The organism is Aeromonas sp. QDB34 (genome assembly GCF_027705405.1).
Classification (GTDB): domain Bacteria; phylum Pseudomonadota; class Gammaproteobacteria; order Enterobacterales; family Aeromonadaceae; genus Aeromonas; species Aeromonas hydrophila.
Genome location: NZ_JAPDBT010000007.1, coordinates 142,757 through 158,488 on the forward strand (window position 1 = coordinate 142,757; position 15,732 = coordinate 158,488).

Below are 15,732 nucleotides of genomic sequence, written 5' to 3' on the forward strand. Positions count from 1 at the left end.
GTTCCAGGTGGTCAAAATGCAGCCGGTTACCAACCTCTTCTCCTATCCCCGTTACTGGGCCGAGTGCTACGGCACGGCGCCCTTCCTGCCCATGTCCCGCGCGGAGATGGACAAGCTCGGCTGGGACAGCTGCGACATCGTGCTGGTGACAGGCGACGCCTACGTGGATCACCCGAGCTTCGGCATGGCGGTGATCGGCCGCATGCTCGAATCCCAGGGTTTTCGGGTCGGCATCATCGCCCAGCCGGACTGGTCATCGAAGGATGACTTCATGCGCCTGGGCAAGCCGAACCTCTTCTACGGGGTGACGGCGGGCAACATGGACTCCATGATCAACCGCTACACCGCCGACAAGAAGCTGCGCCACGACGACGCCTACACCCCGGGGGACGTGGGCGGCAAGCGGCCGGACCGCGCCACCCTGGTCTATACCCAGCGCTGCAAAGAAGCCTATAAAGAGGTCCCGGTGGTCATCGGCGGCATCGAGGCATCCCTGCGCCGCATCGCCCACTACGACTACTGGTCCGAGACCATCCGTCGCTCCATCCTGATCGATGCCAAGGCCGACATCCTCATCTACGGCAACGCCGAGCGGCCGTTGATCGAGGTGGCGCACCGCATCGCAGGCGGCGAGACCATCGACACCATGCAGGACATTCGCGGCACCGCCGTCATCCGCAAGGAGCCGCTGCCGGGCTGGCGCGGGGTGGATTCGAGCAAGCTCGACCAGATTGGCCGCATCGATCCCATCCCCAACCCCTATATGGAAGGGGCCCCCTGCTCCGATGACGAGGGCACCGCGCCGGTGGAGCAGGAGGCCAAGCCCATCCTGGTGCAGCCCCCTAAGCAAAAGCCGTGGGAGCTGACCTACGTCAAGCTGCCGGCGTTCGAGCGGGTGAAGGAAGACAAGGTGCTCTACGCCCATGCGTCCCGCATTCTGCACCACGAGACCAACCCCGGCTGCGCCCGCGCGCTCTCGCAGGCCCACGGCGATCGCATCATCTGGGTCAACCCGCCTGCCTTCCCGCTCGAAACCGACGAGATGGACGGGGTGTTCGGCCTGCCTTACCAGCGGGTGCCGCACCCGGCCTATGGCAACGAGAAGATCCCGGCCTACGACATGATCAAGACCTCGGTTAACATCATGCGCGGCTGCTTCGGCGGCTGCTCCTTCTGCTCCATCACCGAGCACGAGGGGCGCATCATCCAGAGCCGCTCGGAAGAGTCGATTCTCAAAGAAATCGAAGAGATCCGCGACAAGGTACCGGGCTTTACCGGCGTCATCTCGGATCTGGGCGGCCCCACCGCCAACATGTACAAGTTGCGCTGCAAGAGCCCCAAGGCCGAGCAGACCTGCCGGCGCGCCTCCTGCGTCTGGCCGACCATCTGCCCGCACATGGACACCGACCACAGCCCGACCATCAACCTCTATCGCAAGGCGCGCGACCTCAAGGGCATCAAGAAGATCCTCATCGCCTCCGGCGTGCGCTACGACATCGCGGTGGAAGATCCGCGCTACATCAAGGAGCTGGCCAAGTACCACGTCGGCGGCTACCTCAAGATCGCGCCGGAACACACCGAAGAGGGCCCGCTCTCCAAGATGATGAAGCCGGGCATGGGCAGCTACTACAGCTTCAAGGAGCTGTTTGACAAGTATTCCAAAGAGGCGGGCAAGCAGCAGTACCTGATCCCCTACTTCATCTCCGCCCACCCGGGCACCACGGATGAAGACATGGTGAACATGGCGCTCTGGATCAAGTCCAACCGCTTCAAGCTCGATCAGGTGCAGAACTTCTACCCGTCGCCGCTCGCCAACGCGACCACCATGTATTACACCGAGAAAAACCCGCTCAACAAGGTGAGCCGCCAGGGCGGGGACGTGTTCGTGGTGAAAGGGGAGCGTCGCCGTCGCCTGCACAAGGCACTGCTGCGCTATCACGATCCGGCCGGCTGGCCGATGATCCGCGAAGCCCTGCTGGAGATGGGCAAGGGCCACCTGATCGGCAACGGCCCCGACTGCCTGGTGCCGCCGGAAGGCCGTGGCGAAGCCAAGGCCGAGCGCAGCCGCAACAAGGGCCTCAAGCCTGCGTTGACTCGCCACAGCGCCATCACTCATCAGCGCAGCAACGGGGTGGGCAACAAGGCCGCTCGCAGCGAGGCTGGTGCAGCCAATACCGCGGCGGCCAGCAGAAATGGCGGCAAGGCTGGCAATGGCAAACCCACCCACAAGGGCAAGACCCCAACCCGCGCAGGCTCTGCCAAGCCGGGGGCCAAACCCGCTGCTCAGGGCGGCAAGCCTGTGGCCAAAGGGAATGGCGCTAAGCGACCGGCTCGTTGATATTTCCGTGCTTGGGAAGGGCCAGAAATAACAAGGGCGACCATCTGGTCGCCTTTGTTTTATTTGTATCTCGTATGTTGGCAGGAGGAAACAGTCGCTCCAGATAGCAGTTGGTATCGATAACTATATGTTTTTATTTATATTTAATATTTTTAACTATAGGCGGGCGGTATATGTACCATTGATACGGCTGACTACACCGGGCAAGTGGCCACGATCTGCTCATTCTCGATCTTCACCAACATAGTCACAGGTTGGAGTTGCTTGGCAATGACTGTTTCCACAGCCCGTAGATCCCTGGCGATCTGTTCTTTGCATTGTGAGACTTCAGCCGCCAGCCGGTCGTTCCATTCCAAGAGCGAGAGCTTACGCTCGTTCACGGTGAGGTTCTTGTTCCAGAGCGCCGACATAGACTTCACCTTCCGTCGCATGAATGCATCGGTGCTGGAAAGCAGATCGCCGCCTTCCACCAGCTCCTCTATGGCCTCCTCGATGCTCCGCTTCCTGGTCTCCTTCAGGCGGTCCTCACCTGGATAGGCGGCCAGGAGCTGCAAACCGCAAGCTCTTGCTCGGATGCAGAGCAGTAACTGCTGGTACAGGTCATTCAGGAGATTCTGGTGCCCGCGGATAGCATCTTCCATGCCCTTCGACCCGAACGTAGTCTCGTCTTTCACGTTCAGGATTGCCTGGTTCTCGTGTCGGATGTCGGCCATAAGGTGCTCTTGGACCTGGATCAGTTGGGCTTCATGGTGCTCAATCTGGCTCCGAACGCTTTCTGATAGCTCACCAGAGAGGACTGCCTGTGCCACCTGCTCGAAGTAGCGAGTAGCGCCCTTTATAACAGAGCAGCGCTCGTTCTTCTGAAAATCAAGGATCCTGTCGACGCTCATTTTTATCTCGGAGAGCTTCCTGCTGATGTCCGCCAAGTGTTTCTGTGCAACTACCACCGATGCCATCTGGAGCAAGGCCGATGCGTTTACGATTGTGGAAAGTTTGTTGGGATCCATCAGGGTGCCGTGACTGGGCTTACCATCGATCATTGTTATGAGCCGGTAGCCATCCCGCCCCTTGGCCTTCAGTAGCGGCCCGTTGATCACGACCTCCATATATTTACCTGTCGCGACCTCGCCAGCCGTCGCTAGACTTGGTACTCCCTGGAGGAGAGAATTGAGCCTGCTAATGCCATCGTCACCGTCAACAGGGTTCCATTCAACCACCTTCGGCTTCGGGATGCGCGCTAGCGACAGCACCGGGGCTTCTTCAGACGTCCCGATGACGAGCGCGTCCGAACGAACCAGAGACCGGACTGCAGATGCCGTATTAGCAATAGTCTGATGCACCCGAGCCGAGCTTGTGACCTCCAGGTGCTTCTTGCGCAGGTACGCGATGTGCAGGACGCAAGGAACCGTCACTGAGAAGGCGGGATCTGCGATGCTGAAGACCGCTGCCCCCCACCCGATTGGGCCGAGAGCCAACCGTGCCATCAGCAGAGTGCCACCTTCCCGGATGACGTTTTTCGCAGTGATATTGGTTCCTTTGGCTGCATCGGCACGAGCCTCCGCGATGAGTATCTCTCGCTCCTCCTCACTAAGCGCTTTCCACTGTCGGTCTAGGAAGATGGTCAGCAGGTTACTCTCGTTCCTGACTGTCTCGCCATCGCGGCACGGAACGTCGAGTTTCTTGCAGACGTCGAGGACCACCTCGTCATAAGAGGGCCCTTCTCCGCCGCGCATCAGGTTCCGGAACGTGTTCCCGCCGAACAGTCGAATTTCGTCTGCGATGAACCGGTGGTACTTGGTGTGGTCGGGACTGTGTCGCTTGTAGTCTTCGTTGATGTCCAGTAGGTTTGAGAGCTTTTCGGTGATGCAGATCACCAGAGGATCCAAGTCTTCCTTGGTGCAGGCGGACAGAAGGGCGTACAGGTCCCCCTTGGCGATGTCCTTGATCTTTGTTCTCATTCAATCTCCTCATGGCCCGATCTCGTATGTTGGGCTTTACAGGCTTAGCGCCAACCTCCATTTGTGGAGGTTGTGACTGGGCAGAGCGAAGCTCAACGTTTAGCGCGACGCCAATGTTACCGAACCATCCAAGATGGAATCTGGGACGCCCACCTTTCTGTGTGAGGCGTAACCTTACTAAATTTCACGCTACCGCCCGTGGATGACAGCTTCCAATATGCTCGCTTGACCCGCGCTAGCAGCAACCCATCGCAGCTCAACAGGTTCTGGATGGCTATGGTAAGCCAAACGAAACTGGCTAGGCGAGCCATGGAATGATGTAACCATCAGAATCTCATCGTTTTTTGAACTGGATCAGCAAATGGATTTGAAAGGGGAATATGTGGCTATTTTCATCCCCTAAAAAGATGGCTGTCCTCATCAGGGGAGGCTTTGTTATCTTGCCGGGGATATCGGCAGGGGTGAGCGGTGCCCCTTTATCTCACTCCAACCGGAGCAATCAGATGGCGTTAAAGATGCGATCCCGCAGGGAGAAGGTGGGCAGCGGCCTTGGGCTGCTGCTCGGGATCATCGGCTTCAATCTGCTGGTGCCTTTTTTCTTTGAAAAGCAGGCTGGCTTTGATGGCAACCAGATGCTCTGGGCCGCCGTGACGGCGCTGGTCTGCTCCGAGCTGGGGGCCAGAGTGGGCAAGTGGCTGGATCGCCGGGAGCAAACGAGAGCTGGCGACTGATTCAGGAGGCAACCGACAGGTCGCGGGTTGCTCTGAACTGGCTGGGAGTCAGGCCGGTGATGCGCTGAAACTCGCGATTGAAGTTGGATTTGGTCTGAAAACCGGCGTTCAGCAAGATCTGGGTGATGCTCTCATCCGTGTTAAGCAGAGCCTGCCTAGCATGGGCAATCCGATATTCGTTGATGACCCTGGGGATGCTCTGCTGGCGCACCAGATTGACGGCACTGGAGATCTGCTTGGCGGGAATGCCCAGTTTGCGTGAGAGGCGGGCCAGGGTCAGCTCAGGATCCAGATAGCAGGCTTTCTCTTTCATCAGGTTATCCAGCAGGGCCACTATCTCCCGGGCGCGATCTTCGTTCAGCAGCTGCGCTTTCTCCGCAGGCTCGGGAACGGAGGCTGGCATCTCCTCCTCTTCTGCGTCAGGGGTATTGACCCCTACCATCACCACGGCCGCCGCCAGCATGGGCACCAGCATCAGGTGGCCCAGCGACAGGATATAGGGCGCCAGCTGGCCTTGGTTGAAGGCGAAGTCGAGGGAGACGGCGGCATCGATGGCCGCCGAAAACAGCAGCATCCAGCCCGCGATATGTTCCGCCCGTCTGACCCCCTCCCACTCATTGAACGAGACATACAGCAGCAGCTGCGTCTTATCGGAAAAGCGCACCAACGCGATGCCGTAGCAGAGATAGATGGCGGTCAGCAGGCCATCCAATGGCAGTGGCAACCAGTTGTGGGTCAGCATGCCGAGGGCAACCAGCGCAGGGCCGACGCCGTGTAGCCAGGAGAAGCGAGCTCCTGGCGTTTTGGCCCGGCTGAAGATATGCCAGGCGGCCACCGGGATAAGCGAGGCGAGGATCGGCTGCGCGAGAGTGAGCAGCGCCAGATCGAAGGTCCAGCGCAGCCCCACCACGGCGGTGGTGATGGCGCACAGCAGCAGAAAGAGGGCGGTCGTTCTGGCGGCTCGGCCAAGGCGCGCCAGCAGCACGGCGGCCAGCAGTGCCAGCAGCAAGGAGACGATAAAGGGTATGGGTATGGCCAGCATCATGTATCCCGTGTGCAAAGAGAGGCCGTTGACCGGCGGCGGCATGCCAGCATAACGGCTTGGGTCAGGCGAATGAAGCCCATGATGGCGCGGGCCGCGGTTCGAGGACGACCTGAAACCGGTTTTAGGACGCCAGGGGGCGCTTTGCTCCCCATGATAAGGGCTCCCAATCACCATAAAAGGCAGGTATCCATGTTCTCTTTCTACTGGCTGGGGTGGCAACGCGCCCTGGATTTTTCGGGGCGCGCCACCCGGGCTGAATGTGGGTGGTTCATGTTGGGCCATCTGCTGGTCACCCTGGTCTGCATCTGGCTGGACGTGTTGCTTGCCAACCTGGGCTGGCTGGATCTGAGCTACGGCCTGGTGAGCAGCGTGCCCCTGATTGCGCTGATCGTGCGTCGCTTGCACGACACCGGCCGCTCCGGTTGGTGGGGCTGGGTGTTTCTGATGCCGGCCGTGGGGCCCTTGCTGCTTATCTATTTGCTGGCGCAGCAAAGCGGGGAAACCCATGTTGGCAAGGAGGCATCGGCATGAGACACGCACTCTGGTTGTTTATGCTGTGCTGCTCGCTGACGGTGGCTGCCGTCGACAATCCCCACGATTTTCCCAAGGGGACGCTGGGCCTGCTGCAGGTCGACAGCCTGACCCGTGGCGAGCTGCTGTGGATGCAAGGGCGGGTGGGGGAGGGAACCTATACCACCACTGATGCCGAGGGGCGTCACTGCGCCATCCGGGTGCCGGTTGCGGTCGGCAAGGTGGCGAGCAGCGGCCTTGGCATCGACTCTGCCGCAGGGCTGGCCATCGTCGTCATGACGCCGCGGCTCGATGCGGCGCTCAGCAAGGGGGAGCGGGTGAACAGCAGCGACTTTACCTTCTCCCGCGAGGCCGCTGACCCTGCTGTCGACGGCTATATCGTCAGCGGGATCGCGGCCGACGAAGGGTTTGTGCTGAACTCGCGGCGGCGCTGGATAGCCTGGCTGCTGGAAGACAAACCGGCGCTGCGCTGTCAATGAGGTCTCCTCGTCGGGAGGATGCGCCGGCCAAGGAAGGCCCACTGGCCGGTGCTGATTGTTTTACTGCCAGATCTCCTGCCCCTTGGCATTGAGCAGGGTGTGAAATAGATAGTGATCGTCCCGGTCGTAATAGACGGTGAGGGTGTGCTGCTCGGTGTAGTCCGCCGCCACGCTGGCCACCGTCATGGGTATCAGGATCAGCTCCCCCAGCCCCATTGTCACGGCGCTCGCCGTGGCCTGGCCATTGCCGTCAGTGCGCTTGTGGATCTTGCCTAGCACGGTAAAGCGATCGCAGCCCTGCACCTTGTCCTCGGTCAGAAAGGCGGCCTGCTGACAACCCTGGGGCTCGCCCAGTTCGGCGCGAATGGTCGTGCGGGTCTCCCCCGACACCAAGGTATTGCGAAAGCGCCCCGAGTAGTGATCGAGGGCGGCGGCGCAGCCGCCCAGCAGCAATGGCAGCAGCGGCGTGAGCCGCAGACAGGCGCGTTTCATGGGCGGGCCTTGTCATCTGCCAGGGCTGCATCACCCCGCCGCCCGGGTTCGCTGCGATGCAGGAAGGTGGTCAGGGTATCGCGCGGCGGCGTGATGCCGCACTGCACCAGAACGCGCCCGATCGCCCCCCTGTGATAACCGCCGTGGGTCACCAGGTGCAGCAGCATCTCGGCGCGGCTCATCTGCCCCTTGTCACCATCCACAAAGTTGAACGAGAGCATGGCCTCGCCATCTGCCTGGCTCAGGCCGGCAACGTAATCCAGATACCAGGCATCCAGCTGGCTGATGGCGCTGCGCAGCATCGCCAGGGTCGGTGTTTCCGGGGTATTGGTGGCGGTAAAGCCGTGCCGTTCCCCCAGCAGATTGGCCTTGAAGATGGCATCGACCACATGGATATGGTTGAAGATGCGCAGGGCCGTGTGGTGAGCCTCGCCATCTTGCGCGGCATCCAGGGTGGCGAGGGCGTCGAGCAGTTCGCCATCGGCCCAGGCCTTGTAGCGAAACAGCGAGAGCAGGGTTGAGCTTGGCATGGCACTCCTTGGCGCGTCTTATGTCCAAAAGCGCGCATCTTAGCCAGATGGAGCCAAAAATGACACTCCCCGAGCAGAGGGTGGGGTTGGGTCAGCCATCGGCTGTGTCCGGGTCGGCGGGATGCTACCCTGTCAGCCGTTGCCGGATAAAACGGCGCCCATAACCCGCCGCCACAAGGAGTCCCCATGCGCATTGCCCTCGTAGGTCTTGGTGATATCGCCCAGAAAGCCTATCTGCCGCTGCTTGCCAGTGACGAGCGAGTCACCCCGCTGCTCTGTACCCGTAATCCAGCGGTATTGGACAAGCTAGCCCGTCAGTACCGGATCGCCGAGTGCTTCACCGAGCTGGGCGACTTGCTGGCAAGCCGCCCCGACGGGGTGATGATCCACGCCGCCACCGCGGTGCACCTTGAGCTGGCTGCCCAGTGCCTGCGCGCCGGCATCCCCACCTTTGTCGACAAGCCGCTCTGCGACACTCTTGCCGGGGTAGAGGAGCTCGCCAACCTGGCGCTGGCGCAGAACCGCCCGCTGTTTGTGGGCTTCAACCGCCGCTATCTGCCCGCCATGAGCGCGGCCCGGGCGCTGCCGCTTGCAGATAATCAGCCGCTCACCGAGCTCAACTGGCAAAAGCACCGCCACGCCCTGCCGGGGGCGCCGCGCTCGTTTCTGTTCGACGACTTTATCCATGTGCTCGACAGCCTCTGCTACTACGGCGGTGCGCCTGATGGGGATCTGCATGCGGTACTGCGGCGCTGTGCCCGCCAACCCGAGCTGCTGGCCGGGGTGAGCGTCGCCTGGCAGAGCGGCCAGACGGCGGTGAGCGGCAGCATGAACCGCAGCGCCGGCCTCACCGAGGAGCGCATCGATGCCTATGGCGACAACCTCTCCCTGCATATCGAGAACTGCACTCGGGGCACTCTGGCCCGCGATAAAACCGTGCAGACCCTGGCCCCCGACGACTGGCAGTCGGTGCTTACCCAACGGGGCTTTGCCGCCATGCTGGCCCACTGGTATCAGCAGATTGAGGCGGGGCGGGCCGACGGTGCGCTGATTGAGAGCTACCTGCACGGCCACCGGCTGGCAGAGCAACTGGTGGCTCTGGCGGGGGAGTGAGGGTAAGCGCCGCGCCGGTTTGCCCGGGCCATCGGCGGGGCGGTGGGCGAAAAAATCGCCGGACCACTGTATGAGATGGCGCATCCCTGCGCAGTTGATTGGCGGGGGCGCTGCCGCGCAAGCCAAGCGGGCGCTTGTTTGCTATCTTGGCGGCCATGAACTGCCAGCAGAGCGACAGAGTGTGATGAACCAGCTATTGAAACGGGGTGGCCGGCTGGCCGCCCTTGCCAAACGGCAGCAGATCCCCGCCATGATGGCCAGGGTGGCCCGTCCATGAGCATCATTTTGGGGATAGACCCGGGTTCGCGCATCACAGGTTACGGGGTCATTCGCATCGTGGCGGGCAAGGCGGAGTACCTGGGCTCGGGCTGCATCCGCACCGATCTGGGCGAGCTGCCGTCGCGCCTCAAGCAGGTCTATGACGGGGTGAGCGAGATCATCACCCAGTTCAAGCCGGACGAGTTCGCCATCGAGCGGGTCTTTATGGCGCGCAACGCGGATTCGGCTTTGAAGCTGGGTCAGGCTCGCGGCAGCGCCATCGTGGCGGCGGTTAATGCTCTGCTGCCGGTGAGCGAATACTCGGCCACCCAAATCAAGCAGGCGGTGGTGGGCACCGGCGGCGCCGCCAAGGAGCAGGTGCAGCATATGGTGACTCACCTGCTCAAGCTCTCGGCCACTCCCCAGGCGGATGCGGCGGATGCCCTCGGGGTGGCGCTCTGCCACTTCCATACCCGCCAGATCCTGATCAAGATGGCTGGGCGCAGCACGGGATCGGTGCGCGGTCGTTACCGCTGAGCCACAAATGCCGCTGTGATAGTGGCAATATCGGGCAAGCGGCCATGTGCCGGCTGGTTGCCCCTCTGGTTGCGGCGGTTGTCGGCAAAAGCCTCAACAGAGTCACAAGCTGTCGCACTGCCTTTCCGCCTCATGCTGCTGCCTACTCGGGCGCTAACGACAATCTTCTCAGTTAATCAATAACTTGTGACGCAAGTCACGTTTTGGGCCCTTCATCGCTTCCCTTCGCTTGCCCGATCGGGGCTCCCATAATGTGCGCCGGCCGCGTGGTGCGGCCCGGTGAGCCGCGTGCTCCCGCTTCATCCATCATTGGGAGAGTTGAGAAGTGAAACCTTTTGCAGCTGAATTCATGGGCACCTTCTGGCTGGTGCTGGGGGGCTGCGGCAGCGCCGTGCTGGCCGCCGCCTTTCCGAACGTCGGCATCGGCCTGCTTGGCGTGGCGCTGGCGTTCGGCCTGACCGTGCTGACCATGGCTTACGCCATCGGCCATATCTCTGGCTGTCACCTGAACCCGGCCGTGACCATCGGGCTCTGGGCCGGCGGTCGTTTCCCGGCCTCCGGCGTGCTGCCCTACATGGTCGCTCAGGTACTGGGCGGGATTGCGGCAGCGGCAGTGCTCTATGTGATTGCCAGCGGTCAGGCCGGTTTCGATCTGGCGGCGGGCTTTGCCTCCAACGGCTATGGCGAGCACTCCCCGGGCGGCTACAGCATGCTGGCGGGGCTGGTGTGTGAAGTGGTGATGACCGGCTTCTTCCTGTTCGTCATCATGGGCGCTACCGACAGCCGGGCCCCGGCCGGTTTTGCTCCCATCGCCATCGGCCTGTGCCTGACCCTCATTCACCTCATCAGCATTCCAGTGACCAACACCTCGGTCAACCCGGCGCGCAGCACAGGCGTGGCCTTCTTCGTAGGGGACTGGGCACTGGGCCAGCTGTGGCTGTTCTGGGTTGCGCCCATCGTCGGTGCCATTCTGGGTGCATTGGCCTATCGCGCGATCGCGACCAAAGCCTGATCCGTCAGGGCAACAAAGTGTGGTATCGACACGCCCCCGGGCGTGTTTTTTCGTTTCTGGCGGGTACGAAAACGGGCCGCAAGGGCCCGCAGGGTTGTTTGGTCGTTGGCAAGAGGGGCTACAACCCCTTGGCGCTCAGCATGTCTTTGTAGCGCTGGCGCAGCAGTTGCACCCGCTCTACGTAGGCGCGAGTTTCAGCATAAGGAGGGATACCCCCATGTTTTTGCACCGCGCCGGCGCCGGCGTTGTAGGCCGCGGTGGCCAGTGCCACGTTGCCGCCATACTGCTTGAGCAGCCCCGCCAGGTATTTCACTCCGCCAAAGATGTTCTGCTCCGCCAGCAGGGCGTTGCCCACCCCCAGCTCCCGCGCCGTGGCCGGCATCAGCTGGGTCAACCCCATGGCCCCCTTGCGAGATACAGCGAGGGGGTTGAAGGCAGACTCGGCGTGGATCAGTGCCCGGATGAGGGCAGGCTCCACCTGATAGGCCTTGGCCGCCGCCTGGATGGTGCTGGCGTAGTCATAGAGAAACAGGCCGGTAGTGTGCCAGTTGACCTTGGAGTCGGGGTCGCAGGCGTAGCAGTCGTTGAACAGCAGCAGCTCGTAGTGACCCTGCTCCGGCATCATGTCGGAGTAGCGTACCACGCCGTTTTTCTGCACCGACTTGTAGACCTGGATCTGGCGAGTACCGGGCGGCAGCGGGGGGCTGGCCGGCTCGGGTGGCGGCAGCACGCCCGGGGTGTGCATGGTGACGGGGGGCGCCGCAGGGGGCGGTGCCGGCGGCTCGGCGGTGAGGATCACCACCTCGGCCGGGGCGGGTGTCTGGCTCCAGCCGGGTGAGGAAAACAGCGGGATCAATCCCATCAACATCCATGCTTTCAACGGCTTGCTCCTTCAGCCTCGTTAGCCTTGTTGAGTAAAGCATCACGGCGCGGGCAGAACAAGCCCGCCCTGACCGACCCGTGCACTCGGCCGAGAAAATAGCGGCGGCAGAGCAAATAAAGAGGCCGCCGGTTGGCGGCCTCGCGCGGCAACTGCCGGTTTACTCCTGCAGCCAGAGGCGAGCGCTGCGGGCGGGAATGGCGACCCGGACCCACTGGCTCTGCACGTTGACCACGGCGTTTTGGTCGAGCACATCCCGGTAGTTGCGATACCAGTTCATCTCGAACTTGGCGGTATCGAGCCAGTACTCCTGCTCGTAGTCGCACTTGTTGATGCCGACCAGCCCCTGTTTGCCGCGCTTGAACAGCACGAAGCAGTCGCCGCTGCCGACCAGCTGCATGGGCTGGCCCTGCACCGCGTTGTGGAAGCGGATCATCCCCTTGAGGTCGCTGCGCAGGTAGTAATCTTGCCAGCGCAGCCCGTCCTTGGCCTGAGTCTCGCCGTGATCCGAATAGACCAGCGGCGAGCCGCCGTCGCGGCCGAGCAGGTAGGCATAGGCCAGCTTCTCGTCGGTCGGGTTCAGGATCTGGTAGCGAAAGCCGTCGTTGGTGGGGATGTCGTGGGTGATGGCGAAGGTGACCGCCCGGCTGCCCGGCAGCGCCTGACCGTAGGCCCCCGGATCCGCCAGCTGGTTCATGCTGCCGCCATAGCCGAGCGCTCCGCGCAGGGAGGCAAACAGCGGGAAGTCATAGGCGCCCTGACCGCTGCTGTCGAGATAGGGCTTGAGGAAGCGCTCGTAATCGTTGCTGCCGGCGCCGCCGGTGGTGATCACCTCGCCGAACACGTGCATCCCCTGCTTTATCTCGGGGGTGAACACGGCGTTGATCTGGTAATCGCTCATGTGCTTGACCGCATCGACCCGAAAGCCCTTGATCCCCATCCCCTTGAGCGCCTTGAGGTAGGCCTGCTGCTGGCTCACCACCCAGTTGTTGGGGTCAAGATCCGGCAGTCCCTTGTCGCCCGCGCCGCCGCACAGCCGCCAGTACTGTACGTTGCCCGGATCGTTCCAGTCGCTGATGCAGCCTTCCGGGTGGAAGTCCTGGCCGGCGAGCCAGTTCTGGCCCAGATCGCCAAACAGCTTCTGCCGCTCGAAGTAGCCGGGGTTGGCGGCATAGCTTTGCAGCAGCTCGCTGCCGGGATAGTTGAGATCGCTGCGCTTCCAGCTCTCGTTGGCCATGTGGTTGAGCACCACGTCCGCATAGACGGCGATGCCCCGCGCCTGCATGGCGGCGATCAGCTGTTCGAGATCCTGCTTGTTGCCAAGGGGGGTGTCGATGAGGCGCAGATCCTGCGGTTGATAGCGTGCCCACCACTCGTTGCCCGATGACTTGAGGGGCGGCGAGATGAGCACCTGTTTGTAGCCGGCGGTCTTGATGAGATCGGCCTTGGCGGTGACTTCACTGTATTTCCAGTTGAAGGCGTGCAGTATGACGTCGGCATGTGCCAAAGGAGCGATCAGCATGCCTGCTATCGCCCAGATTCCCGCTGTGTGTTTCATTATTGTCAGTCCTTGTTTTGGGTGCCCAGATGGGCACCCAGAGCCTCACACCGGCCTGTCTTGCCAGCAATCGCCGGGCGGCGATTTTGTGAGCACTTTCAAAGCGGACTGTGCGGATCTGTGACGGCTTGCAAAAAACCGCGCAGGCCACGTCATTACTGACTTTTCAATCACTTCACCGGGCTTTTTTCGGCTCAGTCAACCCCGTTGTTGTAGAGCGGCTGCCAAGCGCAGTAGCGCTGGCCATTGCGCTGGTTGTAGAGCCAGAAGCGGTTGCAGTTGTCGTCGTAGTTGCTGGCACCGACGTTGACGGCATAGCTGCTCAGCCGCTGCCCCTGCAGGGACTGGAACACCCCGTTGTAGAGCAGGGAGAAGTGCAGGTGCGGGCCGGTGGAGGAGCCGCCCTCGCACAGCGCCTCGTTGCGGTTGCTGGCATAGGTGCCGATGGGGGTGTCGGCGGCTACGTAGTCGCCGCTGCGCACCGAGATCCCGCTCATGTGGTAGTAGTTGGTGGCCCAGCCGTTGGGGGCGGTGACGCGCACCTGGCAGCGGGAGAAGACGGTGACGGTGCCGCTGTTGGCGGCGGTGACCGTGTAGGTGGCGCCGCCCCAGCCCGGCCAGTCGTAGGAGACATCGATGGAGGAGTAGGGGTAGCCGGAGCCGGTATGGGAGTGGGCGCCATTGGCCTTCCAGCTGTAGCCCTGGCGCCAGGGCAGCTGGAACTGGCCGCCGGCCAGCGGTGCGGCGGGGGCGGCCGCGCCGCCCCTGGGGGAGGTCATGGCGTCCTGACCGAACAGGGTCTGCCACTGCTCACCGAGCTGGCGCTGCACTGACGTGTTCAGCAGACTGGCAATAGCGGCCTGGTGCGCAGCCTGTGGCGCCAGGGCGGGGGCGCTGCGTTGCATAAACCTTTGCTGGGCACGGGCCTGATAGAAGCGCTCGGAGAGCTGGCGCGCCATCAGCTCCAGCTGGTTGTCAAAGCCCCTGGCCTTGACCAGCTTGGCGAACGGCGCCGCCATGGCCTGCTCGGAGGGAGCCGAAATGAGCTGGCTGCTCGCCTCCATCAGGGCCAGCAGCAACTGGGGGTTGAGGCTGGTGATGCCGCTCCAGTGCAGGATCACCTCCTCCTTGGGCAGCAGGTGGGGCGCCTGTTGCAGCAAAAAGTCGTGCAGATCGAAGGCCATGGCCGCCTCGCCGAACACGAAGTGGGCCTCATCCAGGGGGAGGACAGGGGTCTGACTGGCGGCAAGCTGCTGCGCCGTGAAGTGATAGGGGGCAAGCGGGGCATGGATGTCGCCAGCCCAGCCGGTGGCGGGAAGCAGGGCCAACATCAGCAGGGAGGGGATCGGTCTGGACATGATAACTCCTTGGCAAAGTGGTGAGGTGTCGGTGTGGGGATGGACCCACGCGGGCAACAACAGCGCGAGGCTATGCCAAGGCTTCACCATAGGGGCAAATGCCAAAATTGCTATTCAAATGGAGCTTTTTATGCGGAGGGATTACGGTATTTGTTTGTTAACAAATGTTTACGAAAAGGGTTTGTAGAGCCAAATCAGTGAGTTGCGGGCCAAGAAATGGCGGACTGCCGTAAAGGGCGGGGAAGAGGCGCAAACAGTGTCTGCCACTGGCTTGCCGTGATAGGATCGCCACTGGCCAGACCGGCTGACGGCATGTTAAAAATTATGCAACTCGGTGTGGTTATTGGCTTTTTTGTTATTAAAAGCCGTGATATCGTCAATCTGGTCGGATCTCTGCGACCGACTTCAATGTAAGAGGACCGGGCCGAATGGCCATGGATGGAACGGGTGTGATAGGCAAGCGGGCGATGGAACTCACGTTCGAAGAGTACTGTGATGCAGACCTTTCCCTGATCAGGGATTACTACGAAACCACTTTCTCCCACTATGTGCCGGATCTGGCCGAGCGGATCTTCGTGGTGCGCGACGCTCACTGGCTGGTGGGTGCCGTGCGTCTGCGCGACGAACAGGATTACTACCACCTGTGCGGTTTTCGTCTGCTGCCCCACTACCAGTCGCTGGGACTGGGCTCGCGCCTGTTGCAGCACGCCTGCAGCGATCTACAGGACAAACCTGTGGTGTGTCAGGCCTTGCCGTTTGAAAAGCCGTTCTACCTCAAGGCCGGCTTTGCCGACCTGCCCCTGCATGAACTGGAGGGGCCGCTCTTCTCGCTGTATGACCAGCAGCGCGAACAGGGTTACCAGATCGAGCTGCTGGTGCGCCAGGCCAAGGCCCCGGTCTACAACTGACGAC

At 62.0% G+C, this 15,732-nt stretch carries 15 protein-coding genes; 8 read left to right on the forward strand and 7 right to left on the reverse strand.

The genetic code is table 11. The annotated features are described in order from the left end of the window. Nucleotides 1-16: 16 nt before the first annotated feature. Nucleotides 17-2,338: a YgiQ family radical SAM protein gene (locus tag OKC29_RS11965; protein WP_073349328.1), complete on the forward strand. Its 2,322-nt coding sequence runs from the start codon at nt 17-19 to the stop codon at nt 2,336-2,338. A gap of 194 nt (nt 2,339-2,532) precedes the next feature. Here the strand turns inward: OKC29_RS11965 and OKC29_RS11970 are convergent, their stop codons facing one another. Beyond that, the gene (locus tag OKC29_RS11970) at nt 2,533-4,296 is read right to left on the reverse strand and encodes a hypothetical protein (RefSeq protein ID WP_073349330.1); all 1,764 of its coding nucleotides are present in this window, start codon (nt 4,294-4,296) and stop codon (nt 2,533-2,535) included. Between the two features lie 503 nt (nt 4,297-4,799). Here OKC29_RS11970 and OKC29_RS11975 point away from each other — a divergent pair. Continuing rightward, complete coding sequence (locus OKC29_RS11975) at nt 4,800-5,027, forward strand: hypothetical protein (protein ID WP_073349332.1); 228 nt, start codon at nt 4,800-4,802, stop codon at nt 5,025-5,027. Nucleotide 5,028: 1 nt separating this feature from the next. On the opposite strand, the gene OKC29_RS11980 is transcribed toward OKC29_RS11975, so the two are convergent. Next, nucleotides 5,029-6,069: a helix-turn-helix transcriptional regulator gene (locus OKC29_RS11980; protein WP_073349334.1), complete on the reverse strand. Its 1,041-nt coding sequence runs from the start codon at nt 6,067-6,069 to the stop codon at nt 5,029-5,031. A gap of 192 nt (nt 6,070-6,261) precedes the next feature. Between OKC29_RS11980 and OKC29_RS11985 the strand changes: the two genes are divergently transcribed. Both OKC29_RS11985 and OKC29_RS11990 read left to right on the forward strand, forming a co-directional pair. Continuing rightward, nucleotides 6,262-6,603, forward strand: coding sequence for a DUF805 domain-containing protein (locus OKC29_RS11985; protein ID WP_073349336.1), 342 nt, complete (start codon nt 6,262-6,264; stop codon nt 6,601-6,603). Continuing rightward, nucleotides 6,600-7,082, forward strand: coding sequence for a hypothetical protein (locus OKC29_RS11990; RefSeq protein ID WP_073349338.1), 483 nt, complete (start codon nt 6,600-6,602; stop codon nt 7,080-7,082). The genes OKC29_RS11985 and OKC29_RS11990 overlap by 4 nt, the downstream gene beginning before the upstream one ends. Before the next feature lie 60 nt (nt 7,083-7,142). On the opposite strand, the gene OKC29_RS11995 is transcribed toward OKC29_RS11990, so the two are convergent. Further along, nucleotides 7,143-7,574, reverse strand: a complete 432-nt coding sequence (locus OKC29_RS11995) for a hypothetical protein (protein WP_073349340.1) — start codon at nt 7,572-7,574, stop codon at nt 7,143-7,145. Further along, nucleotides 7,571-8,104, reverse strand: a complete 534-nt coding sequence (locus OKC29_RS12000; protein WP_073349342.1) for a DinB family protein — start codon at nt 8,102-8,104, stop codon at nt 7,571-7,573. Before OKC29_RS12000 ends, OKC29_RS11995 begins: the two co-directional genes overlap by 4 nt. Before the next feature lie 186 nt (nt 8,105-8,290). On the opposite strand from OKC29_RS12000, the gene OKC29_RS12005 reads away from it, so the two are divergent. From OKC29_RS12005 to aqpZ, 3 genes are all read left to right on the forward strand, one after another. Then, nucleotides 8,291-9,217: a Gfo/Idh/MocA family protein gene (locus OKC29_RS12005; RefSeq protein WP_073349344.1), complete on the forward strand. Its 927-nt coding sequence runs from the start codon at nt 8,291-8,293 to the stop codon at nt 9,215-9,217. 273 nt (nt 9,218-9,490) lie between these two features. Continuing rightward, the gene (gene ruvC / locus OKC29_RS12010; RefSeq protein WP_005298649.1) at nt 9,491-10,012 is read left to right on the forward strand and encodes a crossover junction endodeoxyribonuclease RuvC; all 522 of its coding nucleotides are present in this window, start codon (nt 9,491-9,493) and stop codon (nt 10,010-10,012) included. A gap of 325 nt (nt 10,013-10,337) precedes the next feature. Continuing rightward, nucleotides 10,338-11,024 carry an aquaporin Z gene (gene aqpZ, locus OKC29_RS12015; RefSeq protein WP_073349347.1) on the forward strand — a complete coding sequence of 229 codons (687 nt, stop codon included), beginning with the start codon at nt 10,338-10,340 and terminating at the stop codon, nt 11,022-11,024. Nucleotides 11,025-11,142: 118 nt separating this feature from the next. Here aqpZ and OKC29_RS12020 read toward each other — a convergent pair whose 3' ends face one another. The 3 genes from OKC29_RS12020 to OKC29_RS12030 form a co-directional block, all read right to left on the reverse strand. After that, entirely contained in the window at nt 11,143-11,892 is a 750-nt protein-coding gene (locus OKC29_RS12020; RefSeq protein WP_162275815.1) for a lytic transglycosylase domain-containing protein, read from the reverse strand. 172 nt (nt 11,893-12,064) lie between these two features. Then, entirely contained in the window at nt 12,065-13,462 is a 1,398-nt protein-coding gene (locus OKC29_RS12025) for an alpha-amylase family protein (protein ID WP_162275637.1), read from the reverse strand. A 194-nt stretch (nt 13,463-13,656) separates the two neighbouring features. Then, on the reverse strand, nt 13,657-14,820 hold the full coding sequence (locus tag OKC29_RS12030; RefSeq protein ID WP_073349351.1) for a M23 family metallopeptidase: 1,164 nt from the start codon (nt 14,818-14,820) through the stop codon (nt 13,657-13,659). Between the two features lie 428 nt (nt 14,821-15,248). Between OKC29_RS12030 and OKC29_RS12035 the strand changes: the two genes are divergently transcribed. Continuing rightward, a complete protein-coding gene (locus tag OKC29_RS12035) occupies nt 15,249-15,728 on the forward strand; it encodes a GNAT family N-acetyltransferase (RefSeq protein WP_017408522.1) in 480 nt (159 codons plus the stop codon). Nucleotides 15,729-15,732 lie beyond the last annotated feature (4 nt).